General features: G+C 65.6%; 20 protein-coding genes. 12 read left to right on the forward strand and 8 right to left on the reverse strand.

Going from position 1 to position 26,627, the window contains the following annotated elements:
- The first annotated feature begins 71 nt into the window (after nucleotides 1-71).
- The 4 genes from L8F97_RS14180 to L8F97_RS14195 all read left to right on the forward strand — a co-directional run bounded on the left by L8F97_RS14180 (nucleotide 72) and on the right by L8F97_RS14195 (nucleotide 3,815).
- On the forward strand, nucleotides 72-1,541 hold the full coding sequence (locus tag L8F97_RS14180) for an aminotransferase class I/II-fold pyridoxal phosphate-dependent enzyme (protein ID WP_277924984.1): 1,470 nt from the start codon (nucleotides 72-74) through the stop codon (nucleotides 1,539-1,541).
- Nucleotides 1,542-1,661: 120 nt separating this feature from the next.
- A complete protein-coding gene (locus tag L8F97_RS14185) occupies nucleotides 1,662-2,624 on the forward strand; it encodes a phosphatase PAP2 family protein (RefSeq protein ID WP_242151357.1) in 963 nt (320 codons plus the stop codon).
- Complete coding sequence (locus L8F97_RS14190; protein ID WP_242151365.1) at nucleotides 2,611-3,078, forward strand: sterol desaturase family protein; 468 nt, start codon at nucleotides 2,611-2,613, stop codon at nucleotides 3,076-3,078. The genes L8F97_RS14185 and L8F97_RS14190 overlap by 14 nt, the downstream gene beginning before the upstream one ends.
- Nucleotides 3,075-3,815, forward strand: a complete 741-nt coding sequence (locus tag L8F97_RS14195) for a fatty acid desaturase (protein WP_242151368.1) — start codon at nucleotides 3,075-3,077, stop codon at nucleotides 3,813-3,815. Before L8F97_RS14190 ends, L8F97_RS14195 begins: the two co-directional genes overlap by 4 nt.
- On the opposite strand, the gene L8F97_RS14200 is transcribed toward L8F97_RS14195, so the two are convergent.
- Nucleotides 3,787-5,046, reverse strand: coding sequence for a glycosyltransferase (locus L8F97_RS14200; RefSeq protein WP_242151371.1), 1,260 nt, complete (start codon nucleotides 5,044-5,046; stop codon nucleotides 3,787-3,789). The two genes, L8F97_RS14195 and L8F97_RS14200, sit on opposite strands and share 29 nt — an antisense overlap.
- Nucleotides 5,047-5,375: 329 nt before the next feature.
- Here L8F97_RS14200 and L8F97_RS14205 point away from each other — a divergent pair, with 329 nt between their 5' ends.
- Nucleotides 5,376-6,902 (forward strand): carboxylesterase/lipase family protein, encoded by a 1,527-nt coding sequence (locus tag L8F97_RS14205; RefSeq protein WP_242151375.1) that lies wholly within the window; start codon nucleotides 5,376-5,378, stop codon nucleotides 6,900-6,902.
- 149 nt (nucleotides 6,903-7,051) lie between these two features.
- The gene (locus tag L8F97_RS14210) at nucleotides 7,052-8,704 is read left to right on the forward strand and encodes a GH39 family glycosyl hydrolase (protein ID WP_242151378.1); all 1,653 of its coding nucleotides are present in this window, start codon (nucleotides 7,052-7,054) and stop codon (nucleotides 8,702-8,704) included.
- Nucleotides 8,705-8,841: 137 nt separating this feature from the next.
- On the opposite strand, the gene L8F97_RS14215 is transcribed toward L8F97_RS14210, so the two are convergent.
- From L8F97_RS14215 to L8F97_RS14230, 4 genes are all read right to left on the reverse strand, one after another.
- Nucleotides 8,842-9,858, reverse strand: a complete 1,017-nt coding sequence (locus L8F97_RS14215) for an LLM class flavin-dependent oxidoreductase (protein ID WP_242151380.1) — start codon at nucleotides 9,856-9,858, stop codon at nucleotides 8,842-8,844.
- Nucleotides 9,858-10,766 (reverse strand): RimK family alpha-L-glutamate ligase, encoded by a 909-nt coding sequence (locus L8F97_RS14220; protein WP_242151383.1) that lies wholly within the window; start codon nucleotides 10,764-10,766, stop codon nucleotides 9,858-9,860. Before L8F97_RS14220 ends, L8F97_RS14215 begins: the two co-directional genes overlap by 1 nt.
- A gap of 162 nt (nucleotides 10,767-10,928) precedes the next feature.
- On the reverse strand, nucleotides 10,929-11,912 hold the full coding sequence (locus L8F97_RS14225; protein ID WP_409929047.1) for a cupin-like domain-containing protein: 984 nt from the start codon (nucleotides 11,910-11,912) through the stop codon (nucleotides 10,929-10,931).
- Nucleotides 11,909-12,595 carry a SapC family protein gene (locus L8F97_RS14230; RefSeq protein WP_242151386.1) on the reverse strand — a complete coding sequence of 229 codons (687 nt, stop codon included), beginning with the start codon at nucleotides 12,593-12,595 and terminating at the stop codon, nucleotides 11,909-11,911. Before L8F97_RS14230 ends, L8F97_RS14225 begins: the two co-directional genes overlap by 4 nt.
- A gap of 122 nt (nucleotides 12,596-12,717) precedes the next feature.
- Between L8F97_RS14230 and L8F97_RS22635 the strand changes: the two genes are divergently transcribed.
- Genes L8F97_RS22635 through L8F97_RS14250 form a run of 5 tightly spaced genes read left to right on the forward strand, consistent with a single transcriptional unit; the run spans nucleotide 12,718 to nucleotide 22,148 of the window.
- Nucleotides 12,718-12,843 carry a hypothetical protein gene (locus tag L8F97_RS22635; RefSeq protein WP_277924985.1) on the forward strand — a complete coding sequence of 42 codons (126 nt, stop codon included), beginning with the start codon at nucleotides 12,718-12,720 and terminating at the stop codon, nucleotides 12,841-12,843.
- Between the two features lie 38 nt (nucleotides 12,844-12,881).
- Complete coding sequence (locus tag L8F97_RS14235; RefSeq protein WP_242151389.1) at nucleotides 12,882-15,890, forward strand: TonB-dependent receptor; 3,009 nt, start codon at nucleotides 12,882-12,884, stop codon at nucleotides 15,888-15,890.
- 60 nt (nucleotides 15,891-15,950) lie between these two features.
- The gene (locus L8F97_RS14240; RefSeq protein ID WP_242151392.1) at nucleotides 15,951-17,492 is read left to right on the forward strand and encodes a tryptophan halogenase family protein; all 1,542 of its coding nucleotides are present in this window, start codon (nucleotides 15,951-15,953) and stop codon (nucleotides 17,490-17,492) included.
- Between the two features lie 29 nt (nucleotides 17,493-17,521).
- Nucleotides 17,522-20,206: a glycoside hydrolase family 3 C-terminal domain-containing protein gene (locus tag L8F97_RS14245; RefSeq protein ID WP_242151394.1), complete on the forward strand. Its 2,685-nt coding sequence runs from the start codon at nucleotides 17,522-17,524 to the stop codon at nucleotides 20,204-20,206.
- Between the two features lie 10 nt (nucleotides 20,207-20,216).
- Entirely contained in the window at nucleotides 20,217-22,148 is a 1,932-nt protein-coding gene (locus tag L8F97_RS14250) for a sialate O-acetylesterase (RefSeq protein WP_242151397.1), read from the forward strand.
- Between the two features lie 8 nt (nucleotides 22,149-22,156).
- Here the strand turns inward: L8F97_RS14250 and L8F97_RS14255 are convergent, their stop codons facing one another.
- Nucleotides 22,157-23,401 carry a DUF2254 domain-containing protein gene (locus tag L8F97_RS14255; RefSeq protein ID WP_242151399.1) on the reverse strand — a complete coding sequence of 415 codons (1,245 nt, stop codon included), beginning with the start codon at nucleotides 23,399-23,401 and terminating at the stop codon, nucleotides 22,157-22,159.
- Between the two features lie 131 nt (nucleotides 23,402-23,532).
- Entirely contained in the window at nucleotides 23,533-25,020 is a 1,488-nt protein-coding gene (locus L8F97_RS14260; RefSeq protein ID WP_242151402.1) for a glycosyl hydrolase family 8, read from the reverse strand.
- A 176-nt stretch (nucleotides 25,021-25,196) separates the two neighbouring features.
- Between L8F97_RS14260 and L8F97_RS14265 the strand changes: the two genes are divergently transcribed.
- Nucleotides 25,197-26,093, forward strand: coding sequence for an alpha/beta hydrolase (locus L8F97_RS14265; RefSeq protein WP_242151405.1), 897 nt, complete (start codon nucleotides 25,197-25,199; stop codon nucleotides 26,091-26,093).
- Between the two features lie 8 nt (nucleotides 26,094-26,101).
- On the opposite strand, the gene L8F97_RS14270 is transcribed toward L8F97_RS14265, so the two are convergent.
- Entirely contained in the window at nucleotides 26,102-26,557 is a 456-nt protein-coding gene (locus tag L8F97_RS14270) for a MarR family winged helix-turn-helix transcriptional regulator (protein WP_242151408.1), read from the reverse strand.
- Nucleotides 26,558-26,627: the final 70 nt, after the last annotated feature.

Raw genomic sequence — 26,627 nt, forward strand, 5'->3', positions numbered from 1 at the left:
TGGCGATGCTGCTGATTGGCGGATTTGTCGTTTCGTGCGTTGAGCAGGCTCCGACGACAGGCAGGATTTGCATGGATCAGAAAAGCGCGCCTCTGGCAGAGGCCTTGAAACAGATCGAAAACAAGCCATTGGTCGGCTTTGGCGCGCCAGGCCACAATCAGGGAGCTGCAATACCGTCGGGGATGCGCGCGCTGCTCGGCAAGCGCGTGTTTCAGGCCGACGTGCTGACACCGAAGGGGCTGGACGATCGCACGGAAGGTGCGCTCGCGCTGCAACGCGCGCATGAACTTGCCGCCGAGGCATGGAATGCGGATTTCTGCCGGTTCGTAACCGGCGGATCGACGCAGAGCCTCCACACGGTCATGGCGGCGGTCGCCGCTTCGGGTGACACCATCCTGATCGCGGCCAACGCGCACAAGGCCGAGCGGACCTATGCGCTGGCAAGTGGTCTCGATGCGGTCATCGTGCCCGTTCAGATCGACGCGGCGTGGGACATCGAACATGGCGTGACTCCCGACCTGCTTCGCGCGGCATTGGCGCAGAACCCGTCCGCCAAGGCTTTCCTGCTCGTAAGCCCGACCTATTACGGCGTGACCAGCGACGTCGCGGCACTGGCGGACATCTGTCACGACCATGGCATCCCGCTCATCGTCGATGCGGCGTGGGGCGGTGCGTTCGCGTTTTGCGAAGGGTTGCCGGACGATCCGCTGACCAAAGGTGCCGACGCGGCCGTCTACAGCGCACACAAGACCATGGGTGCGCTGGCGCAAGGATCGGTGATCGTCGCCAAAGGCAACCTGATCGATCGTCAACGGCTGTGGATGGCCTATGAGTTGTTCGAGACGACCAGCCCCTCGGTCCCGATCCTCGCGACGCTCGACGCGACCCGGCGGGACCATGCGCTTGGTGGCGAGCAGATGTGGCGTAAAGTCCTGTCGCGCGCGGAAAAGCTGCGGACGCAAATCGCCAAGATCGCGCCGTTACGCGTGTTCAGCCGCGAAGACGTTCCGGCCGACAACGATCTCGACATGACCAAGGTTCTGGTTGACGTGTCGGCGCTGGGCGTGTCCGGTTATGCCGTCGACGACTGGCTCTACAGCCATCACCGCATCAGCATGGGATTGTCGGACGCGAGCCACATCCTCGCCGTCATCTCGCTGGGCACCACGCAGTCGGATCTGCGAAAGCTGGTTCATGGTCTTACCGATCTGGTGAAACAACTCTCGACCGATCCGTCGATACTCCCACGAACGACCCCCGTGCCGAACGTGGCGACGCTCTCGGTAGACATGGCAATGCCCGGTCCCGCCGCCTTGAACGGTGCAGCGGAGATGGTGTGCTACGAAGATGCCGCCGGCCGGATCGCAGCGGAGATTTTGGCCCCTGCCCCGCCGGGCGTACCGCGCCTTGTTCCCGGCCAGCGTATCTCCGCGCAGCATGTCGCCTGGCTGGTCGCCCAACGTGATGCCGGTGCCTTCATCATGGACCCGGTCGATCCCACCCAGGCGACCATCAGAGTGGTCGCGCCAACGTCGGGGTGAGCGGCTATTCCGAGGGCGTGATGTAATTCGGCACTTCGGCGGCAGCGCTGCGAAACCGGCGGCGCGGCGTCGCGTTGAACGATCATGCGTCACATACCCCCGAAGTTTTCTCCCGACGCAATGACTTGGACGCTGATTTGCGGCATCGCCACGATCTGCGTCCTGCTCGGCCATGCGCAGGGCTTCGGCGTGTTGTTGGGGCGAGCGGTCTTGCCGGGCATTGGTCTGGCAGTGCTGGCGGCGGGGCTTGTGATCGGACGACGTAGCGGCAACGCACGGCTGACGGCGGGAGCCTTGGCATTCCTGCAGATGACCCTTTTCACGATATTGGGTGTGGTGCTCACCTACCTTCTGGCCGCGCGGGCGGGTCCGTTGTGGGATGCCGAGTTCTCGGCGGCGGATGCCCGTCTTGGGCTGGTATGGCCGACCGTCTTCGCTGCCGCCGACCGGATGCCGGCTGCGCTCCTGATGCTCGGCGGGATCGCCTATCACAGTCTGGTCTTGCAAATGGTGGTGAGCATCGTGCTGCTGGCAGGTGCCGGCCAATTGCAACGGCTGCGCACTATGGTGGCCGCGGCCATCCTGTCGGGTACGGCGACGGTCCTCATATCCGGCGTCATGCCGGCGCTCGGCAACCTGTTCGACCCACACCATTACAAGGCGTTGTGGCCGTCGGTGGCGTGGGTGGACCGCGATCTCGTCCTTCGGTTACGCGACGGCACGCTGCGGCAGGTCGATCTGTCCCATATGACGGGGATCGTCAGTTTCCCCAGTTATCATGCGACCCTGCCGGTTATTCTGGTCTGGGGACTGCGCCCCTTCTCCCGGATCCGCGCGCCCGCGACGCTCTGGGCCGGGCTGACGATTGTGGCCACCCCGTTGTTCGGCGGGCATTATGCCGTTGACGTACTGGCCGGCCTGGCGCTCGCGATCGGTGGGCTTGTCGTTGCGACGCGGCTTCCAACCCATCCCCCTGAAGGGATGCTCCAGCCAAAGCTTTGTGCTACACCCGTGCCGCGCACCGCCAAGCGACGCCGTATCGGCAGCAAGGACGGTGTCGGAGTGATCCATGACTTGGTATGAGAAGCTGCTGATCGTCGTCGGCATGGTGTTGTTCATGGAGTGCTTCGCCTGGGCGACGCACAAATATGTCATGCATGGCTGGGGCTGGGGCTGGCATCGCTCCCACCATGAGCCCCACGACAACACCGTTGAGCGAAATGACCTTTATGCGGTGACGTTCGCCGCCATCGTTATCGCGCTGTTTGCCGCCGGTACGTGGTGGGAGCCGGTTTGGTGGGCCGCGCTTGGTATTACCGTCTACGGGGCGATCTACGCGTTCGTGCATGACATGCTGGTGCACCAGCGGTTTGGCATGCGTTGGGTGCCCCGGCGTGGCTATTTCAAGCGGCTGCATCAGGCGCATCGCCTGCATCATGCGGCGAGAGGCAAAGAGGGCGCGGTCAGCTTCGGCTTCCTATTCGCGCCCGACCCGGCCCGTCTGAAACGGCAGTTGAGTGAACGAACGAACCGATGAGCACGACGTCTCGCCACCAGCACGAAGCCCAGCGCGGGATCGTACTGGCCGCCACGATCATGGCGGCGTGGCTGGCGGTGCACATCGGCGCTATTTTCTTCTGGCGGTGGAGCATCGTTACGGCGCCACTCGCCCTGCCCGTTATCGTCGTGCAGGCGTGGCTCAGCACCGGTCTGTTCATCATCGCCCATGATTGCATGCACGGATCGCTAGCACCGGGCCGGCCACGCTTGACCCGGGTTGTCGGAACACTGTGCCTGGGTGCCTATGCGGGTCTATCCTACGCGGCGCTGAGGCCCAAGCACCACGCGCATCATGCCGCTCCCGGCACGGCGAGTGATCCCGATTTCCATGCCGCCGCGCCGAAACGGGCGCTGCCGTGGTTCGTGTCGTTCTTTCGCAACTACTATACGCATGGCCAAATCCTGCGGATCACCGTGGCGGCGATCGCCTATATGCTGTTGGGCGCTTCGCTGCTCAACATCGTGGTTTTCTGGGCGATTCCGGCGCTGCTCGCCCTGGCGCAACTGTTTGTGTTCGGCACCTACCTGCCGCACCGCCACGACGAACAGCCCTTTGTCGATGCGCACAACGCGCGCAGCAGTACGTTGCGGCCGATCCTGTCGCTGATGACCTGTTTCCACTTCGGCGCGTATCATCACGAACATCACCTCAGCCCGGCCACACCCTGGTGGCGGCTGCCGGCACTCAGGCAGGAGACGCCAGCGCGGCGGTGATTGCGGCAGCCGCGCGATCCGCGCCGCCCCCGCCCGCGATCTCTGCCGCGATCGACCGCGCGGCCGCCCGGTAACTTGGCCGAACCATCACATCCTGCAAGGCATCCGCAAGCGTACGCACGCTCAACCGGCGCGGCGACAGCATCCGTGCCGCGCCGATCCGAACGAGCCGTGCGGCGGTACCGGGCTGCTCGAAGCCGATCGGCAACGCCACGATCGGCACGCCCGCCGCCAGTGCATCCAGCACGGAATTAAAGCCGCCGTGCAGGATCGCGGCCGAGCAGCGGCGCAGCACCGCAGCCTGCGGCCAGAAGGCGCGTACCAGCGGATCGCCCGGCAAACCGGCTTCCTCTGCCACCGACAGCCCGCCGCCGTGGCCGATCACCGCCCTGGCCCCGACACGCGCGCACGCCTCCGCCATGGTCGCGAACAACGCGCGCCGCGACCCCTGCAACGTGCCCAGCGAACAGAAGACCAGCGGACGCGGATCGTTCGGCGCATGAAAATCATCCGTTTCTTCGGCGCGCCAAGGCGAGCCGTAGAAGAAGCCGGGCGGCACATCGCGACGCGGGTAATCAAGCCCTTGCGGACACTGGGCGATCTGGATGCATGGCAGCTTGCCTTCGGGCGTAAGGCCCCAATCCCGCCGGCGCGCATTCAGCACGCGCGTGACCGGCCGCATCAGCCAATCCGTGACGGCATAGCCGGAGCGGTTGCGAAATCGACCCACCGCGTCGGCGCGGTAGCGCCAGCCGAGGAAGGGTGGCGGCACATCGGCTTCGCGCAGCAGCGGCAGGCCGGTGACCGCGACGGCAAAAGGAAGATCAAGCTTGCGCGCGATCAATGGGCCAGCGGGCTCCACCGCATCCGCGAGGACGGCCGTCGCGCCGATCCGCTCCAGCACTGCCGGTGCCTCCGTCAGCAGCCGGTCGGTCATCGCCGCCGTCGCGCGGATCATGCGCGTGAGGCGGATCGGCCCGCTCGGCTCGACAAGCGTTGCGAGATACGGTTCGAGAGCCGGCGCCGCTCCGCGCGGCAGTCCAGAGAAGTGAACCGCGGGATGGGTAATGAACCGCCGCGCTTCATCGACGTGCACCACCGACACACGCCAGCCCCGATCGATCAACGCTCCGGCCAATACCTGCGCCGGGTTGAGGTGACCTGCCAGCGGCGCAGTGATGATGGCGAGATGGCCTTGCGACCGGGGCGATGAAACACTGTTTTCGTGCACGGTCGCCTCAGCATTTTCAAAACCAGACGGCGGCGCGCAAGTGGGCGAGCGCCGTCCAAGCCGCGTGTAGCACGTATGTGCGATAAGCAGGCAATCGCACGTCGCTGAAAATGTGCTGTCGGCATTTTTTCAGGGTTGCTTGCGGCGTAATCCAACGTGAACGCCGGCCGCCCCGGCAGTGTAGCCGACTGGCGATCCTTGATGAGGCCAAAGTCGCGTCGCCGTGACCGGGAACCGCCACTGGCAAAGCCAGGACATGTATGCTTTCCTTCGATCAGGCGTCGGCAGTGCGTTGGGGAGACAGGATGCGGTCGGTCACGATACGGCGGATGGCAGCGTTACTCGCCGCAGCCGCCGCCACGCCGGTGCAAGCCGCCCCACCCCGCGTGCCGACACACTCGGGCGTGGTGGCAGGCACACAGGAGAAGACGATCGCCGTATTTCGCGGCATCCCCTACGCGGCGGCCCCTGTTGGGCCGTTGCGCTGGCGGCCGCCGATGCCGGCGCCACGCTGGGCCGGTGTGCGATCCGCGACCCGGTTCGGCCACAGCTGCTGGCAGGCGGTTTCGCCGCAGGGCTTCGGCCCCTGGACGCATGAATATGTCGTGCCGGGCGACATCAGCGAGGATTGCCTGTTCCTCAACATCTGGGCGCCGCTGAAGAAGGCGCGGCCACGGCCGGTCCTGGTCTGGATCCACGGCGGCGGCTTCAACTCAGGTTCCGGCGCGATACCGATCTACGACGGTGCGGCGCTCGCCGCACGCGGTGCCGTGGTGGTGACGATCAACTACCGCGTCGGCGTGTTCGGCTTTCTCGCGCATCCCGACCTGACACGGGAGGCGGGGGCTGCTCCGCCGGCCAATTTCGGGTTGCTGGACATAGTCGCGGCGCTTCGCTGGGTGAAGGCGAACATCGCCGCGTTCGGCGGCGATCCAGCGGCTGTCACCATCGCCGGCCAGTCCGCCGGGGCGATGGCGGTACAGGAACTCGTCTCCGCGCCGATGGCCAAGGGTTTGTTTCAACGTGCGATCGGGGAAAGTGGCCTGCCGCGCACGCTCACGCCCCTCGCTGACGCCGAGGCGCAAGGCACTGCATTCGCGCGGGAGAAAGGCGCAAGCTCCATCGCGGCACTGCGCGCGCTGCCGGCCGAAGCGCTGCAACCGAGCCACGGCGCCAATGCGGTTCGCTTTGTACCCGTCGCGGATGGTCGCCTACTGCCGGCCGGCGCCTGGCGAGCGGTCAGCGACGTGCCGATGCTGGTCGGCTTCAACAGCGATGAGGGCAGCGCGCTGGGCCAGGATTACGGGTCGACGGACGCGGGTAAGCTCCAGGCGCTGCTGGCGTCCGCTTTCGGCGCCTCTGCCGATCAGGCGGCAGTCTTGTACCCCGCCGCCACGCCCGAACAGCGTGCCGCGGCGAACAAGCAGATCCGGCGTGACCAGAACTTGGGCGCGATCGACAGCTGGGCGCTGCGTCGCGCCGCCACCGCACAACAGCCGGTCTATACGTATCTGTTCACGCACGTATTACCGGGTGCCGACACGGCGCGGTGGGGCGCGTTTCATTCCTCCGAAATCCCGTACGTGTTCGGGACGCTTCCGGCCGCCCCCGAACGCCCGATCACGCGCGAAGACAAGGATCTTTCTCGGCTGGTTTCCAGCTACTGGTTGAACTTCATTCGCCGTGGCGATCCGAACGGTCCCGGCCTGCCGATCTGGCCAGCGTCAACCGTGACCGCGCCGATGGCGCTTCACATCGACAGCCGGGTCGTTCCCGAGCCACTACTCCCGCCGGCCAAGCTCGACCTGTGGCGGCGCCTCGCAGGGTCGGCGACCGCGACGAAACCGTCCGGCTGAAGCGCGCGGCGATCATGGCGGCATCGGTACGTCGCCGCCTCACCAAAATGGTAGCGGCGTGTTGCCGACTGGCGGATCGCATGACACACGAGACTCTAGCAGGGAGAGGTCGGGATCATACTGCGTCCCGGAACCAGCGGGAGAACAGGATGCTGAAGTCGTTGCTAGCCATCGCGCTTGTCGCCAGCGCAGTGCCCGCCGTTGCGCAGGATCGTACCATCCCCGTCAATATCGTCGTGGATGCAAGCAAACCCGGCGCACCGGTCAACCCGATCTGGCGCTTCTTCGGTGCCGACGAGCCGAACTACGCGCCGATGAAGGACGGTCGCACGACCCTGGCCACGCTCGGGCAACTGATGCCGGACCATGTCTACTTCCGCACCCACAACCTGTTTACGTCGGGCGACGGCACGGCCGCGTTCAAATGGGGCTCGACCAACATCTATACGGAAGATGCGGCGGGGCATCCGGTCTACAACTGGACAATCATCGACCATATCTTCGACACGTACCGTGCCCGGCACGTCAAGCCATATGTCGAACTCGGCTTCATGCCGGAGGCGCTGTCGACGCACCCGGAACCCTATCAGCATGATTTCCGCCCCGGCAGTGGCGCACTGCGCACGGGCTGGGCCTATCCGCCCAAGGATTACGGCAAGTGGGAAAATCTGATTACCGCCTGGGTCACGCATTGCGTGGCCCGCTACGGTCGGGCGGAGGTCGCGAGCTGGTACTTCGAGACATGGAACGAGGCTAACCTGCCCCAATATTACTGGGCCGGCACGCAGGACGAGTTCTTCCGCCTGCATGACGCCGCAGTGCGCGGCGTGCGGCGCGCACTGCCGGAGGCGCGGGTGGGCGGCCCAGACATCGCCGGTGCCGGCGACGACTACATGACCGCGTTTCTCCACCACGTGAAGGCCGCAGGCACGCCAACCGATTTCCTGTCCTTCCACGCCAAGGGGAAACCCAGCTTCATCAAGGACGGTGCGGGATCACACGTTCGCATGGGGATTGCCGACCAGCTCAACGCGGCTGACCACGAGTTCGTCCAGATCGCCGCCGAACCCGCCTTCAAGAACAAGCCCATCATAATCGGCGAGTTCGACCCCGAAGGCTGCGCCGCCTGCCAGGGGCCGGCCAACGGCTACCGCAACGGCACCATGTATTCGAGCTACGAAGCAGCGGTATTCCCGCGGCTGATGATGCTTGCCGAGCGGCGCGGCGTGAACCTGGAAGGTGCGATCACCTGGGCGTTCGAATTCGAGGATCAGCAGCCCTTCGCCGGTTTCCGTCAGTTGACGTCGGGTGGCATCGACCTGCCGGTGATGAACGCCTTCAAGCTGTTCGCGAAAATGCACGGGCGCGTGGTCCCCGCCGCTTCCGACGCGGAGAAATCGCTGGATACCGTCATGAAGGAGGGCGTGCGCGGTACGCCGGACATCGGCAGCACGGCGGCGCTGGATGCGAACAGTCTGACGGTCCTGCTCTGGCATTATCACGACGATGATCTACCCGGTCCCGACGCCGCTGCGCACCTGACGCTGAACGGTCTTCCCTCCGGTCTGGCGGGTACGCGGTCGGTCGAAGTTTACCGGATCGATCGCGATCACGCCAACGCCTATGCGGCGTGGCTGGCGATGGGCGCGCCGCTCGCCCCCACCGATGCCGAGCGCGCGACACTATTAAAAGCAGCCGAGTTGCAGCCAGCCACCATGCCGATCACCGTCGCGGGCCGCCATGCGGCGTTGACCGTCACGGTGCCGCGCCAGGGCATCCTTCTGCTTCGTCTCGGCCACTAGCACGACGATCCCGCACCGCATTGGCCCCAGTGCGGGGTTGCGCCTTCGCCCTCCGCTGTCGATCCGGCTCGGGCTGTTGATGCTCGCGCTGGCGTTGGTCGCCTGAGCGTCGCGACCTTAACACGCGGCGCAGAGGATCAAGCCGTCCCCATCACCTGCGCGGCGAACCGCTCCATCTCCTCATCCTGCGGGCTCATCTGGAGCAGCAGCAGGTCGAGGCCAGCGGCCTCATATTCTTCGATCCGCTCGCGCAACTGCTCGGGCGTGCCGACGAGATTGGGGCGCAGCCCCCTGTTCGACACCGAATATTCCTGGATCTTCAACGTGCGCTCAAGCTGCGTGCCGGAAAGCCACTGGTCGAAATTGGCGTAGCCCGCCGGAAGATCGCTGACCGCGGTGATCCGCTCAAGCTCGCGCTTTGCCTCTGCCTCGCTGTCGCGCACGATCGCATAGGCGGCCATGCCGTATTGCATCGGCGCGCCGCCGGCCGCCGCGCGCCGTGCGGCCATGTCGGCGATCTTCGGAGCAATCGCGTCGACGGGATCGCCGTGCATCACATAGGCATCGCACTGCGCGGCGATCATCGCCTTGGCCTTGTCGCTTTCGCCACCGGCATAGACGGTCGGCCGCTTTGCGGGTTTTGGCGCGCAGATCGCATCCTCGGTCCGGTAGAACTGGCCGGAGAAACTGAACCGCTCCTCGCTCCAGAGCCCGTCCACCACCGTCAACCATTCCTGGGTGCGGGCGTAGCGATCATCGTGCTGGTCGAACTGCAAGCCATATTGCCTCGCCTCGTCCGCCCACCAAGACGACACGACGTTGAGCGCGAGCCGCCCGCCGGAGATACGGTCGATATTGGCCGCCGCCTTGGCGAACAGCGCGGGGTGGTGGAAATTCGGCCGCACCGCGACCATCAGCTCAATCGTATCGGTCACCGCCGCCAGTGCGGCGGCGGTCGACCACGCGTCCAGCGCCGGCGCCTCGACGCCTTTGATGTCGTTGAGGTTGAGTTCCGCGATCAGCGTTAAATCGTAGCCGATCTGTTCGGCGCGCTGGGTCAGCCGCTTGGCGTAGTCCCAACTCGCCTCCATCTGCTCGTCGGCGACGTTGCGCAGCCAGCCGCCGAACACCGGCATCCAGAAACCATAGCGCATCAGCCTCGTGCCCCCTCGATCCGAGCGATCAGATAGTCGACCAGCCGGTCATGCGGCTCCCAGCCGAGCACGTCGAGAGGCTTGGCGACGAAATTGGACAAGGCGTTGATGTCATAAAACCGCGGCGTGCCGTCACGATCGTCGATCATCACCTCGACCCCGCCGACGTCGAGATCCACGGCGCGCGCGATCGCTTCGGCGGCTTGCTTCAGTTCGGGCGCGGGATCGGTCGAAACCATCGGGATCGGCGCGCCGGGAATCTGGCAGGCGTCGGCCGGGCACAGATCGAACGTCCCCGCGCCTGTAATATCGAGTGCGTACAGATAGCGGCGATCCAGCGTCTCGATCCGCGTGATCTTGCCATCCCGCGCCGGCACGTAATCCTGCACCAGCAGCACCCCGTCGATACTGTTCGGCAGGGTCATGTCGGCAACCGCAGCGCGCAATTCGTCCATCGAATCGTAGCGGATGATCCCCGCCCCTGCCCCGCCGATATTGGCCTTCACCACCAGCGGGAACGTGAGCGTTGCCGCCGCAGCCACGACATCGGCGGCGCGGTGGACGACCCGCGTGGCCGGCACGGCAAGGCCAAGGCTGGCGATCAGCGACAACTGCCGCGCCTTGGAGGCATCAATCGCCAGCACCTCGGGGCCGTTGATGACCTGCGCACCCGCCCGCCGCCAGTGATCAAGCAGCGCCATCGTATGGAAGATGGGATGCTCGCCTGCCCGAAGGAAGCTCGACATGGCGAAGCGGTTGAAAACGAACGGTGCCGGCGCCATGCGATTCGCCGGATCGAAGTGGCCATCCGGCATCAGCGCAGCGTAAGATACGCCACGCCGGTCCAGCGCCGCGAACAACGGCGTGAACCATGCCGGGTGTTCGTAAAGAATGGCGAGGTCGGTCATAGGTCCGTTTCTTTACAGAGTGGCATGGGCGCGCGCCAGATCGGCGCACCGCTCAATGAGGATCAGCGAATTAGTACAGCGACTTCGGCCTGAGGCTGCGTCGTTGCAAGGCATTGAACAACCGCGCCGGCACATTATCGGTTGCAGGTACGCCGCGCGCGATCAGCCGCGCAAGAGCTTCATCACCACGGCGCGAATCCGGCCAAGCTGGCCGCGGCCGAGCGCGCCGTGCCGCTCCTCCGGCAAATGCGCGAGCGGATGACCATCCGGCCGAAACACATAATGGTCGAAATACGCCCGCCAGGCGGCCCGCTCCCGCTCCGGGCGGTGGGCGATGGCGGTCATCGCCAGCAGCAGCGTCGTATAAGGGGCGTCGGGCCCGACCGAAGCGCTGTCCCACCAGTAATTGAGCAGCATGTTGAACGGTGCAGTCGCATCAACCCGGTGCCACCATAATTTGGGCAAGTACAGCGCGTCGCCCGGTTCGAGTTCCACCGTCACAGCGCGCGCATGCGCGGCAGCGTACCGCGGGTAACGCGGGTCGCCAAGCGGCGCACCGGCAGCGAGGCTGGTCGGCTGGCCCGCCATCGTCAGGTCGATCGGCCCGACATACAGGTCGCCAATCGCATCGGGCGGATACAGCGTAAAACGCCGCTGCCCCGCAACCACGCAGGCGATGTTGTCGAACGTGTCGTAATGGCAGGCGATCGTCGAGGCGGTACCGATCCATGCGCGCGGGTTGACGCCCGCCGGCAACACCGACAGCGTATGCGCCTCTGCAAAACCGGGCAGGTACCGTTCGACCGGCAGCGAACCGACATAGATCGAACCCGCTTGCGCGTCATCCGCCGCCGCCGCGATCCGCGCCAGAGCACCAGCGAGCGGCATCGTCTCCCGCGCGAAGTTGAACCCATCGAGGTTCTCGGCATAGTCATAGCGGCCGGCGATATCGGCGGCGCCGACGAACGCCTCGGCCGGGTGGCCTGCGTCGAACCCGGCAAGATACGCCAGCAGCGCCGATCGCGACTGGGCGGCGGCCCGCACGACCGGCCAATCGCGACCGAAACCGCGCAGCACTACCGGCGCGCAGGCCTCGGTGATCGCCGCGAACGTCTCTGACGCGACCGGGCCGACGTGCTCGATCACGCGACCGTGGCCAACCGATCGTTGTGCAGCCGCGCCAATCGCCCGACATGCTGGATCGAACTGATGATCGTATAGGCCAATTGAAGATATCCTTGGCGGAACAGATCAAGTGCCGTCGCATCGTCGAGCGCGGACACACCGTCGCGGCTGATGGTGTACAGCCCATCGAGCGTAAGACGCTCGCCGTCGTCAAAGCGGAAAGACAAGTCGATCGGCTCGATCAGCTTGAGTGCGAGGCAACGTTGTATGAACCGGTCGGTCGGTTCGAGCCCGGTGCTGAGGTGTGCGAGCGCACGCTGGACCCGGCGCAGTGCGTCCTCCGGCTGACCCTCCGCATCGAACAGCGCCTCCCCGCCCGCGGCGCCGAAGCGGGGATGCTCACGGTCGATCACGATCGATTCGTCGGCGACATAAAAGCCCTCCCGCGTCACATCGAACAGGCGGCCGGCATCCTCTTCCTCCCGCGAATCGGCGAACAGCGGCTTGCCAGGTTGCAGCCCGAGCATCGCCCCCGCATAAAAATCGCCAGTATCGGCTCTTTTCGAAAACAGAATCGGAAAGCGTGCCGCCGCCGCCTCGAACTCCGCCGCGATGATCTGCACGAACAGCCGTTCCTGCGTGCGCGGCGACCCAATTCGGAGGGCTGCATGATTCTGACTGTCGAGAACTTCCCACGTCGGCATCGCCACCCATCCCCTTGATTGCGCCGGATATGTTCTACGACATATCGCTAGGATACAGCCGCACCGCGCGTCTCCCACGGTTTAGCGGGTGCAGACTGGATCGCCAAGCACACGGAAGGGACTTGCAAAAGATTTTTGGTAGCGGTACCACCACTGCAACAACGGAACTTGCCCCGCTGTCGCTGCTGCTGCTGAAACGCGGCGGTTTCGCCGGTGGTGCGGTAACATCCGGCAAAATGCCGGGCTAAAAACATGCCGATTTAACGGCTTTGCACTGGAGGGGACGATGAAAACATCAAAGATCTTTGCGCCTACGCGTTCGCGGGGCAAATTGCGGCTCGGACTGGCCGGTGCATCGAGCCTGATCGCGCTCGCGTTCATGGATCCTGCTGCCGCATTCGCGCAGGACACGGCACCGCAAGCGACGCCGGTACAGGATCCCGCCACCGCGCCACAGGCAGCAGTCGGCAGCGAACCGACCCAGACTGCAGCGAACCCGGTTGAACAGACCCAGCAGGACATCGTCGTCACCGGTTTGCGCGGTTCGCTCCAGCGCAACCTCGACATCAAGCGCACCTCCGAAGGCGTCGTTGACGCGATCTCGTCTGAAGATATCGGCAAGTTCCCGGACTCGAACGTTGCAGCGTCGCTTCAGCGTCTGCCGGGCGTATCGATCCAGCGCAGTGGTGCGCGCGGCGAGCCGACCGGCATCACCGTTCGCGGCTTCGGCGGCGATTTCAACACCACGCTGTACGACGGCCGTCGCATCTCGACCGCGACCGGCGGACGCCAGATCGACTTCTCGACGGTGGGCTCCGATTTCGTCGGTCAGCTCAGTGTCTACAAGACGCCGGACGTGTCGGTATCGTCGAACTCGATCGGTGCGACCGTCGATATCTCGTTCCCGAAGCCGTTCGATCACCCGGGTTTCCGCATTGCGGGCAGCGCTTCGGGTTCGGTGCAGGATCGCTCCGGCAAGGTCGTGCCGACCGGCGGCCTGCTGCTGAGCGACACCTTTGCCAACGACACGCTCGGTGTTCTGGCTGATGTGATCTACACGCGGCATGACACCACCAGCAACCGCGTCGGCGTGAACGGCTGGCCGGGCGGCTACTACGCGCCGTGCCAGCTTGCCGGCAGCACGGGCGATTGTGCCCCCGTTCCCAACGACGCCGCGCATGTGAATTCGCCCGCAGCGCAGAAACAGACGATCGTCGGCTTCTTCCCGCAGCAGTATACGTACGAGCAGGATTACACCAAGGACGAGCGCGTCGACGCGCGGATCGCGCTGCAGTGGCATCCGGCTGAGAACGTGATGCTGACGGTCGACGACAACTTCTCGCGCCAGACGGTCACCACCGATGCGTACGGCGTCGGCATGTGGTTCAGCCAGGGTTCGCTGCGCAACGTCACGCTCGACAAGAACGGTCAGGCGACCAGCTTCATCCAGGCGGGCACCCCGACCGACTTCGGTTCTGCCATCAACAAGTCGGTGTTGCAGACCAACCAGATCGGCGGCAACCTGAAGTGGGATGTCAACGAGCATCTCAACGTCAATGCGGATGTCAGCTATGCACAGAGCTGGCTCAACCCGGACGGCAACATCGGGTCGCAGAACGGCGACATCGGCTATGGCGGCAATCTTGGCAACACTACCGGCCTGACGATCAACGGCAACAGCAACAGCGCGTTCCCGTCGTTGACCACCTACGGCCCGGCCGGCAACCAATCCGATTATGCCAATCAGTCGTTGATCGGCTCGCACGTCACCGTCAACCAGACTCAGCGCAACATCGATCGGCTCAAGCAGGGTCGCCTTACCGCGACCTGGAAACAGGACGACCTGACGCTGAAGATCGGCGGCCAGTACGTCGAGGACACGTACAACCTTCTCAACGAGAGCACCTTCACGAACAACTACTGGCAGGCTTACTCCGGTTACGGCGCGCCGTCGGGCCAGGGCGGCGGCGGCATCAATCCGCTACCGGCAAGCCTGTTCCAAGGCTCGATCAACACCAACGGCTTCATTCCCGGCTTCAAGGGATCGCTGCCGCCCTCGATCCTCAAGTACAGCCCGATCGCCTATCAGAACTTCCTGACCGGCCTCGGCAATCCACAGACGCAGAATGTCCCGGGCTTCAACTACTCGCAGGTGCCGGGCTTCACCGGCACGTTCGATCAGAAGATCGATCCGGCCAGCATTCAGCGGATCCAGGAGGAAACCTGGTCGCTGTTCTTCAACGCGTCGTTCCATACCGACGTGGCCGGCATGCCGTTCAGCCTGAATGCCGGTGTCCGCAACGAGAATACGCACCTGACCTCGTCCGGTCAGGGTCAGTTGCCGTTGGTCATCAATCGCAGCCCGACCGACCCGACGTTGCTGTCGATCCCGAATCCTTCGGGCTACACGCCGGTGCAGAACATCACGACCCGCAACAATTATTCGTACTTGTTGCCAAGTCTTGATGCCAAGCTCAGCGTCACGGACAAGCTGATCCTGCGTATCGACGCCTCACGGACGCTGACCCGTCCGAACCTCGGCTTCCTGACACCGGTGCTCAGTGTCGGCAGCGGCCAGCGCGTCGGAGCGCTGACGGCGAGCGGCGGCAACCCCAATCTGAAGCCATATCTGTCGGATAACTTCGACGCGGCGGCGGAATGGTACTACCAGCGCAACTCGTACTTCTCGGTCGACTTCTTCCTGAAGAACGTCAGCAACTTCATCGTTGGCGGCGTGACCAGGCAGGCGATTAACGGCGTTATCGATCCGACGACCGGGCAGCTCGCGAACTTCGCCGTTACCGCTCGCGTCAACGGCCCGGATGCGACCGTTCGCGGCGTGGAAGTGGCATGGCAGCAGGTGTTCGGAGACTCCGGCTTCGGCTTCAACGCCAACGCCACCTTCGTCGGCACGAACAAGCCGTATAACCCAGCCGACATCTCGCAAACCGGCTTTGCGGTTACCGGCCTGGCGAACTCGGCGAACTTCGTCGGTTTCTACGACAAGAACGGCTTCCAGTTCCGCGCCGCGGTCAACTGGCGTGACGAGTACCTGCTACAGTTCGGTCAGAACCAGAACACCGGCCAGTTCGGTGCCGAGCCAACCTTCGTGAACGCGGCAACGCAGATCGATCTCAGCACCAGCTACGACATCACGCCGCACTTCAGCATCTTCGGCGAGGTTACCAACGTCAACAACGCGCAGCAGAGCACGCACGGCCGGTTCGCCAACCAGCTGCTCGACGTGTTCGATTACGGCCGGCGCTTCACCTTCGGCGGGCATTTCCGCTTCTAAACCGTTCCTCAACCTCGGGGGTGCCTATCCGGCACCCCCGTTTTTTTGGTATCGGGGCTAATGCAAAAGATCGAAAACATCGTGATCGTCGGCGGCGGTACGTCGGGCTGGCTCGCGGCCGGGATCATCGCCGCGCGGCATCAGGGCCGGATGCCGGCGGACTTCACCGTGACGCTGGTCGAGTCCCAGAACGTGCCGATCATCGGTGTCGGCGAAGGCACATGGCCGACGCTGCGCACCACGCTCGCCAAGATCGGCGTGTCCGAGACCGACTTCTTTCGTGAATGCAACGCCACGTTCAAGCAAGGCGCGCGCTTTGCAAAATGGACCACGGGCGAGGCAAACGAAGGCTATTACCACCCGCTGATGCTGCCGCAGGGCTTCCAACGGGTGAACATGGCGGCGCACTGGCTCGCCGACCATCATCATCAGAGTTTCTGTGACGCGGTGACCCCGCAAGGGCTGCTGTGCGACGACGGCCTCGCGCCGAAAACGATCGCCACGCCCGAATATGACGCGGTCGCCAACTACGCCTATCATCTCGACGCGGGCAAGTTCGCCGGCTTCCTGCAACGGCATTGCACCGAAAAGCTCGGCGTGCGCCACGTCCTCGCCGATGTCGGCCACGTTAATCAGGCGGAAAATGGCGATGTCACGGGCGTGGTCACCGAACAGGCAGGTGAAATCACCGGCGATCTGTTCGTCGACTGCACCGGCTTTTCCGCGCTGCTGATCGGCAAGACGCTGGGCGTGCCGTTCAAGAGCTGCGCCGACGTGCTGTTCTGCGACACCGCGCTTGCCATTCAGGTGCCGTATGAAAGCGAGGACGCACCGATCGCGTCGCATACCATTTCCACCGCGCAGACGGCGGGGTGGATCTGGGATATCGGCCTGCCCCACCGGCGCGGCACCGGGCATGTCTATTCGAGCAGCCATATTTCCGACGAGGACGCCGAGCGCGAACTGCGCGCGTACCTCGGCCCAGTCGGTGAGAAGGCCGACATGCGCAAGATCAAGATCCGTGGCGGTCACCGCGAGACGTTCTGGAAGAACAACGTCGTCGCGGTCGGATTGGCGGCCGGGTTCCTAGAGCCGCTCGAAGCCTCCGCGATCGTGCTGATCGAACTGTCCGCCAAGCTGATCGCGGAGCAGATGCCGGTGTGCCGCGAGGTGATGGACATCATCGCCGCGCGCTTCAACGCCACCACGCATTACCGGTGGGGCCGGATCATCGATTTCCTCAAGCTGCATTACGTACTGACCAAGCGTACCGACAGCGACTTCTGGCGCGACAACGTGCGTGCGGACACCATTCCGGATCGGCTGCGCGACCTGATGACGCTTTGGAAATACCAGCCGCCGTGGTTCCACGACGAGTTCGACCGCATCGACGAGGTGTTCCCGGCGGCGAGCTACCAATATGTCCTCTACGGCATGCAGTTCGGGACCGAGGTGTCGCGCGCCGCACTCGCCGGCGAGGCACGGATGGCGGAACAGACCCGGCGCGAGGCGGCGGTGCAGACGCAGCGCATGCGTGCCGGCCTGCCCCGCCACCGCGACCTGATCCGCCGGATCGTCGAACACGGCATGCCCGCCATCTGATCTTCTCCCCAGTGCGAACGAGGTACTTCATGGCTCTTGCGAAGACACTCCTGCTGATCGGTGCAAGCCTCACCGCCGTGGCCGCGCAGGCCCAGACCGATCCAACGAGCGCACCCGCGCCGCAAGTCTCCGCCGTACGCGCCGAAGCCGACCGGATGGCGACCGCGATGGTCGCGCGCATGACGTTGGCGGAAAAATACGATCAGTTGCTGAATGTCGCACCGGCGATCCCCCGGCTCGGCGTGCCGGCGTACAATTGGTGGACGGAATCGCTGCACGGCGCGATCGGCACGCTGCCGACCACCAACTTCCCCGAACCGATCGGCCTTGCCGCCACCTTTGACGCGCCGCTGGTGCATGATGTCGCCGGCACGATCAGCACGGAGGTGCGCGCGCTCCATACGCTGCGCACGCAGACCGGCCGCACCGGACGGATCGGCACCGGGCTCGACACCTGGTCGCCCAACATCAACATATTTCGCGATCCGCGCTGGGGACGTGGCCAGGAAACCTATGGCGAGGACCCGTTCCTGACCGCGCACATGGGCGTCGCGTTCATCACCGGGATGCAGGGGCCGAACGCCGATCTGCCCAACGTCATCGCCACGCCGAAGCATTTCGCGGTGCACAGTGGTCCGGAATCGACGCGGCACAAGGCCAACGTGTTCGTCTCGCCGCACGACCTGGAAGACACCTACATGCCCGCCTTCCGCGCCGCGATCGTGGATGCGAAGGCCAATTCGATCATGTGCGCGTACAACCGCATCGATGGGCAGCCGGCCTGCGCGAGCGATCTGTTGCTGAAGGATCACCTGCGCGGCGCGTGGGGGTTCCAGGGCTATGTCGTGTCGGACTGCGACGCGGTGAAGGACATCAGCGACAGCCACAAATACGCGCCCGACGGCGCTACGGCGGTGGCGGCGGCGGTCAAGGCCGGCGTCGACAACGAATGCCACACGCAGACGCTGAACGATACCGCAGGGCTAGAGGATCGTTACAAGGAGGCGGTGCAGCGCGGGCTGATTTCCGAAGGCGACATCGACCGGACGCTGGTCCGGCTGTTCTCCGCGCGCTACCGCAACGGCGACTTGCCCGGTCTGGCAGGGCGCACCGCCGGCGCGGTGCCGGTTAGCCAGATCGACACGCCCGAACATCGCGCGCTGGCGCTGGCCGCGTCCGAGAAGAGCCTCGTGCTGCTGAAGAACAATGGCGTGTTGCCGTTCAAGCAGGGCCTGCGCATCGCGGTGATCGGCCCGCTGGGGGATGCAACGCGTGTGCTGCGCGGCAATTATTCGTCCGAACTGTCCGCACCGCCGATCTCGGTCGTCGATGGCCTGAAGCAGGCAATGCCCGGCGCAACCGTGACGGTGGTGCCGTTCGGCAAATCCTTTACCGACGGTGACCGTGTACCGACCAGCGCACTGCGCACGCCGGACGGCAAGCCCGGCCTGCTCGCGCGCTATTATAACCCGGTCGAGACCCCGCCCAAGCAGTTCGCACCAGGCACGTTCCGCGACGTCACCAAGGCGATGCGGTTCTCGACCAAGCCGATCGTCACGCGGCGCGAAGCGGACGTGTCCGGCGGCAATCTCGACCTCGCCAAAGTTTCCGACCACCATCGCACCGTTTGGACCGGGTTCCTCGTGCCGCCCGCAAGCGGTGCGTACCGGCTGGGCATGAATGGCTCGGGCAGCCTGATGTTCGACGGCAAGCCGCTTGTCGAAGCCGCGGGCTCGTATGGCAGTCTCGCCACCTTCAAGGATGTGACGCTGGAAGCGGGCCGACGCTACCCGATCACCGTCACCACCGACGCGCATATCGGCGGCGGGGCGAACCTGGTGTGGAAGCGTATTTCTGCCAATCCTGACGCGGACCTGCGCGCCGCCGCCGCCGATGCCGACGTGCTGGTGGCCGCGGTCGGCCTTACCTCCGATCTCGAGGCGGAGGAAACGCCGGTGAAGGTGCCGGGCTTCGAAGGTGGCGACAAGACCACGCTCGATCTGCCGCCCGACCAGCAGGCGATGCTCGAAGCCGCGAAGGCGACCGGCAAGCCGCTGGTGGTGGTGGCGATGAACGGCAGCCCGATCAATCTGTCGTGGGCGAAGGACAATGCCGCCGCGATCGTGGAGGCGTGGTATCCGGGCGAAGCCGGCGGTCTCGCGATCGGCAACGTCCTGTCGGGCAAGGTCAATCCGGGCGGGCGCCTGCCGCTGACCTTCTACAAGAGCCTCGCCGATCTGCCGCCGTTCGGGGATTACGACATGACCGGGCGGACCTACCGCTACTTCACCGGAACCCCGGTTTATCCGTTCGGCTATGGTCTCAGCTACACCAGCTTCGCGTATGCGCCGCTCGCGCTGACGCCGGCGGCGGGCGGTGCCGAACAGGGCCTCGCCGTCGCCACCGAGGTGACCAACACCGGCAAGCGCGCAGGCGACGAAGTGGTGCAACTGTACCTCAGCTTCCCGGATGTGCCGGGTGCGCCCAAGGTCGCGCTGCGCGGGTACCAGCGCGTCACGCTGGCCCCTGGCGAGAAGCGGCAGGTGACGTTCACCCTCTCCCCGCGCGATCTCAGCGCGGTGAGCACGGATGGCACCCGCATGGTAATGGCCGGGCAATACCGCGTGCATATCGGCGGCGGCCAGCCGGGCACGGACGTGCCGGTACGCTCCGCGACGTTCAAGGCGGCGCAGTCCGCGCCACTGCCGCTGTAAGGGACTGTCGATGCTGCGCACCATCCTCGCTGGCGTAAGCCTGCTCGCCCTCGCCGGTCCGGCGTTCGCCGCACCAAGCCCGAGCGGGCTGATCGGCGATCATGCCGTGCTCCAGCGCGGCAAGCCGATCGTGGTGCGCGGCACCGCCACACCGGACGAGACGGTGACGGTGGTGCTCGCCGGCCGGTCCGCACAAGCGCGCGCCGGGCGGGACGGCAGCTTTACCGCCACCCTGCCCGCGCTACCGGCGGGCGGCCCATACGACCTGTCGCTGATCGCGCCGAGCGGCACGACGCAGGTGCACGACGTGCTGGTCGGGGACGTGTTCCTGTGTTCGGGACAGAGCAACATGGAGTTGCCGGTCGAACGTGCGCAGGACGCCGGCAGCGCGATCCACGGCCCGGCCGATGACCAGCTTCGCCTCGTCACCATCGCCAAGGTGACCGCACCGGTCGCGCAGGACCATTTCGCGCAGGCGCCGGCCTGGGCGGTGGCGGGGCCGCAGAACATCGGCGGCTTCTCGGCGGCGTGTTTCTACATGGTTCGCGAACTGCGCGGGACGGCGAAGGTGCCGATCGGCGCGATCCATTCGAACTGGGGCGGCTCGTCGATTTCGGCGTGGATGGGCGATGATGCGCAGCGCGCCGCCGGGCGCGGCGCGCAGGCCGATCTGCTCAAGCTCTACGCGCGCGATCCCGCCGCCGCGATGCGGACCGCCGCCGCGACGTGGGAAACGTGGTGGCGCACGCAAAGCGGCGATGCGCCCGGCCACGAACCATGGCAGCCGGATGCCGCGCTCGACTGGCAGGCGGTGCCGCGCACCGATTTCTACGAGAATTGGGGCGTGCCCGCGCTGCAAAGCTACCTCGGCATGTTGTGGTATCAGAAGACGGTTGATCTCACGCCCGAACAGGCGCGACAGGTCGCCACCATCGCGATCGGCCCGGCCGACGATGCCGACCGGGTGTGGATCAACGGCAAGCCGGTCGGTGGGCGTGGCGGCTGGGACGCGCGGGTCTATACCGTGCCGGCGGGAACGCTGGTGGCGGGTCGTAACGTCATCACCATCAACATCGAGAATGCGTATGCGACTGGCGGGCTGCCCGGCCCGGCCGAGGTGATGAAGCTGGGCTTCGGCGACGGCAGCAGCGTACCGATTGGCGACGGCTGGCGCTATGCGATCGCCAAGAAGGCCAGTGGCACCTCCCCGCGCGTGCCGTGGGATGACATCACCGGCGCGGGCACGATCTACAACGCGATGATCGCGCCACTTGGCAGCATCGGGCTGGCGGGCGTGGCTTGGTATCAGGGCGAGTCCGACACCGACATCCCCGGTTACGACACGCGGCTTAAGGCGATGATGGCGGAGTGGCGTCGCCAGTTCGCCGCCCCCGACCTGCCGTTCGCGATCGTATCGCTGGCCGGGTTCGGCAAGCCTGCCATCGCACCCGGCGAAAGCGGCTGGGCACGCGTCCGCGACGATCAGCGGCGGGTCGCGGAGGGCGACGGCCATGCCGCGCTCGCTATGGCGATCGACCTTGGCGATCCGCTCGACATCCATCCCGGCGAGAAGCACGAGATCGGCCGCCGCCTTGCCCGTGCGATGGCCAGCATCGCCTATGGAGCGACGCCGCCGCCTTCCGGCCCGCAGGCGGTGAGCGTCACGCGCGACGCCGCCGGGGGCGCGACTGTGACGTTCACGGGCGTGACAGGTGCGCTCCACACCCGCAGCGCCGCGCAGGCGACCGGGTTCGAACTCTGCGGCGACGCGGTGGGCACGTGCCGCTATGCCGCCGCCACCGCGAACGGCGCGCGCGTGACGCTGGCGGACGACGGCAAACCCGTGACGCGCGTGCGCTACGCCTGGGCGGATTTCCCGGTCGTCAACCTCGTCGATGATGCCGCGCTGCCGGCCGGGCCGTTCGAGATGGCGGCGCGGTAACGCAGCGGTTAGGACTCCTGCCGCCATAGCTGCTCATGCAGCCGCGTCAGGGCATCCGCATCCGCGCTACTGGTGAACGCGGCGCAGGCGCGCGACAATGCATCCTGCGCCTCTGTCCGGCACCGGGCGGTGGATTGCGGCTCGATCGCGCTGAGCGTGGCGAGCGCTTTCTGAAGCCGAATGCCGACCTCGATCAGCGCGGCGCCATCGCGCGCGATCGGCCGGAACAGGTCCTCGATTAGATCAGGAAAGGCGATGCGCGGCACGATCACGCCCGCCGTGTCGGCGGTCTTCTCTTTCGGTTCGTGTCGTAACATGGTGGCCAGAACGCGCGTGCCCGCCTCGATCACTGCGATCGCGGTGCCGGGATCGTTCACCGCCGGCGACAATGCGCGCGATGCGATCTCCCCCAGGACCACAAGCGCGAAGCGTGGATCATGGTCGAATGCACGGTCATGCTGGATCGTGAACGCCTCCCGCACCTGCTCCACCTGTTGATCGTCCAGCGACGCCTTTGTCCACACGAGCGGATGCGCGGGATCGGCGAGCATCCCCGGCAAGCTCAGCACATGAACGCTCGCCCCTGCCGCGTCGGCGACGTCGGAAAGCTCGGCGAGGTCGACATGGGTGATGCGCCCGATTTCCGTGTGGTGGACCAACACCGCATCGTCTGGCCGGGCGGTGTCGAATGCGGCGAAACTCAGCCGCTGCGTCATACCGCGCACGGACTGCGCCGCCGCCTTCTCGACACGCGCGATCGTGTCCGCCATCCGGCCGAAGCGGGTGACATGCTCGATCCAGCGCAAAAAGGTGATGACGATCAGGCCGATGACGAAGATCGTGCCGCCGAACAGGATCACGCGCCCGGTCTCACCGTAGATCCCGGTCGACAGTGCGATGATGCCGACGATAGCAAACAGGAAACTGCCCAGGAATGTCGCCAATGCGTTCTGCGACGTGCTGTCATCGACGAGCAACTGCACCGCGCGCGGCGTGATCGTACTGGTCGCACCCGAATACGCCTGCACCATCGCGGTGAGCGAAAAGGTCGTCACCGCCAGCATGCTGGAGGCGAGCAGGTTGAGGATTGAATCGACGGATTTCGAGCCGATCTTCGCCGCGAGATCATAAGAGATCAGATGCCCGGCGAACGCGCTGGCGAGCGCAAGCGCGACCGCGAAGACGCAGAACAGGCCCGCGCGGAACCACATCCGCCGGGTCAGCAGCTGAAGTGCCCATTGCCAACGCCTCATCGATGAGCCTCCCTGACCGCGGGTGAACCGGCGGCAATAGCCGCTCTCCCTGAACAAAAACGGCGGTGGCTGCTACCCCCTGAAGGCGTGCCGAGCGGAAAAGGCCGCACGCAGGAGAGGTGGACCGCGCGTTACGGCGCGGGTCGGTCGATGATCCGAAACTGGCCGCTGCAATGAAGCATGCTCATCAGGTACAACATGCCATCGAAGTAGCGCTGCTCACCGGTGGGCAGCTTCATGTCCCACAAAGCACGCAAGAACGCCTTCGAGTTCGCTCCCGGTGTCGCGGCAAAACCGCCGACGGCAGCCGCCGCCAGCATACCCGGCGAATGCCGCGTCGACAGCGGCTCGCCATCGAGCGTGTAGCGATCGGCGAAGCGGTCGAGCCCCTGCCCGACCAGGAACGCCTGTACGCGGTCGCTCAGGATGCGTTCGCGGGCATCCTTGCCCCACCAGGCGTAATCGACCGACCAGTTGCCGACCGTGCGCCAACTGTCATAGCCGAACGGGTCCGGCTTGCCGTCGCGCGTCAGCATAGTCGATCCGTCGAAATGGCTGCGATCGGGGGCAAGCCCGGTCCTCGGCCCGGTCACTACCGAGAACAGGTTGCGGCTGGCATCCGCCGCGCGCGCCCAGAAGGCACGATCCTCCACTGGCCCCCAACGCGCCCACAATTCGTAGAAGGCCGGCAGGTGATAGGACGCGTCGGTACCATCGACGTTGGTTTCCGCGACGAAGCGCACCATCGCATGGGGCTCGTCCACCATCGGCCCGACCGTGACGGTGCGCGGGCGATGACTGGGGTGATAAGGCGGCCACGGCGTGCCGGCCTTCGCGGCGTCGGCGGCGCCGGCGCGGTTGTTGAGGCTCGGCCACGGCGCATCGGGTTCGACGAACGGCGCATCGCCGGGGTGGATGCGGAACGGCGACGTACCCGTCAGCACCGGATGATGCCGCATCCCGCGCAGGATCGTGTCGGCCTGCGCCTGATAATCGTAGATGCCGTGCCCGCCCGGCCAACGCCGCGCCGCGAACAGCAGCGCCATCGCATAATATTCCTCACCATCGGGCGCAGCACCGGTCGAGCGCGGCGAGCCGTCCGTCGCCATCGACCAGGCGAAATAGCCGACCGACGGGTTCTTCGGATCGGTGATGAGCATGTACGTCTTCGACCAGTTCCACAGCGCGTCGAACTCGCGTTTGTGGCCGAGCTGCACGGCAATCATCATGCCGTAGCTCATGCCCTCGGTGCGCGCGTCGTTGTTCGCCCAGTCGGTGATGTAGGCGAGCGGGCCGTTCGCGTTCGCGCCGGTTTCGAAATAGACACGCTCCTCCTGCCCATCGCCGTGGAAGAACTGCTGGAACGCCGCCTCGACCTTGGCTTCGGCTTCGCCCGGCCGCGTGCCGAGTTGTTCGGCGAACAGGTCGCGATAGCGGCGGGTCTGGAACGCGCCGGTGCCGTTTCCGGGGAAGTGCGCGATCTGGCCCGGCGCCTGCTCGCGGTAGCCGCTATCGGCTGTACCCGGCGGCGGCGCGGAGGCGGCAAGTTGCGACGCCGCTGCGGGACCGGCGGCGATCAGCGCGAGCGCTGCGGTTAGAATCGGGCGAAATTTGGCCATTGTTCATCCGCTCGGACGCCCCCGGTCTGCCGGGCGGCTTTCATGATACCGCAACCATAGCGGATCGATGCGTCTGGGGAAGCCCAGAGGTTGTCTGCGAAATCGGCTATCCTCTTGCCTGCTAACGTATATGATAGCGGTAACGGCCCGGAGATGGTCGCCCCTAGGAGAAGCCTGTGCGCCTGACCTTGCTCGCCCTGTTCGCCTGTACCGCGCTGATCGCGAATGCCCCCGCACCGCAAGATCCGGAGCCGGTTGTCGAACCCGCGCCGGTTTCGATACCGCTGTGGGCGAAGGGACCGCCGGGTCACGACACCCGCCCGATCACCCCGGAAATCGGCCGTGATTACTGGGTGCGCAACATCCGCAATCCGTCGCTGCTCGCGTTTCCGGCGCTACCGGCGCACAATACCGGCACCGCGATTGTGATCTTCCCCGGCGGCGGCCACAAGCTGCTGGTCTGGACGAACGAGGGCACCAAGGCCGCGGTCGCGCTCAACCGCATGGGCATTTCGGCGTTCGTCCTGAAATACCGGCTCGCTCGCGAACCCGGCTCGCCCTACACGATCGAGGGCGATGCCGCCGACGATGCGCGCCGTGCCGTCCGCTGGGTGCGTGCCCATGCCGCCGACTACGGGATCGACCCCGCGCGGGTCGGCGTAATGGGGTTCTCGGCCGGCGGCGAGCTTGTCTCGCTGATCGCCGACAATCCCGAACCCGCCGGTCGGCCGAAGACCGACGCGATCGACGCACTGTCGGCGCGGCCCGATTTCCAGGTGCTGGTGTTCCCCGGCCCGCTCGGCATTCCGGCCAAGAACGCGGCCGGCGCACCACCCGCGTTCATCACCGCCGGCAGCCTGGATCCATGCTGCGCCGCTCCGGCGGTCGCGCTGTACGAACAGCTTCGCAAGGCGGGCACGCCGGCGGAGTTGCACATGTACGCGGACAGTACACACGCCTTCAATCTGGACGAATCCAACCGGATCTCGATCCTGCACTGGCCCGACCGGCTGAACGACTGGCTCGCCGATAGCGGCCTGCTGGAGCCGCATCACACGGCGCCAAAGCAATAGGAGGAACGTCAGCCCTCTTCGTCCGCCTCTGCCGCGATCCGCACCAGCGCACTGCGCAACGCGGCGACCTTGCTGGGTGGGAACAGCGCCTCGAAGCGGCGCTCGTGCGCGCGAATGATCGCCTCCGCGGCATCGCGTTGGACCAGACCCTGCGGCGTCAACGAAAGGGCTTGCGAACGACCATCGACCGGGCGTTTCTCGATCAGACCCTTGGCAAGCAGGTCGGCGATCAGCGGCACCATGTTGGCACGCTTGATCGCCAGCACGCGACCGATCTCACTTTGCGTGCAGCCCGTATTCTCGCCGATGAGGATCAGGATCGTCGCCTCGACCGGACGAAGCGGAATCGCCGCCAGCGCGGTGCCAAGCGCACTCATCATCACACCCGACGCACGGCGCAGCACATAGCCGAGCCGATCGGCGATCACATCGCGAAACCCGGTCTCGATCTGGTCTTCTTTCATCCCATGCGCGTATCGCTATCGCGTTCAAAAAGCTATTGCTATGGTACATAGCGGTGTCACGATCAGCGAT

The organism is Sphingomonas sp. BAUL-RG-20F-R05-02, assembly GCF_022662305.1.
GTDB lineage: Bacteria > Pseudomonadota > Alphaproteobacteria > Sphingomonadales > Sphingomonadaceae > Sphingomonas.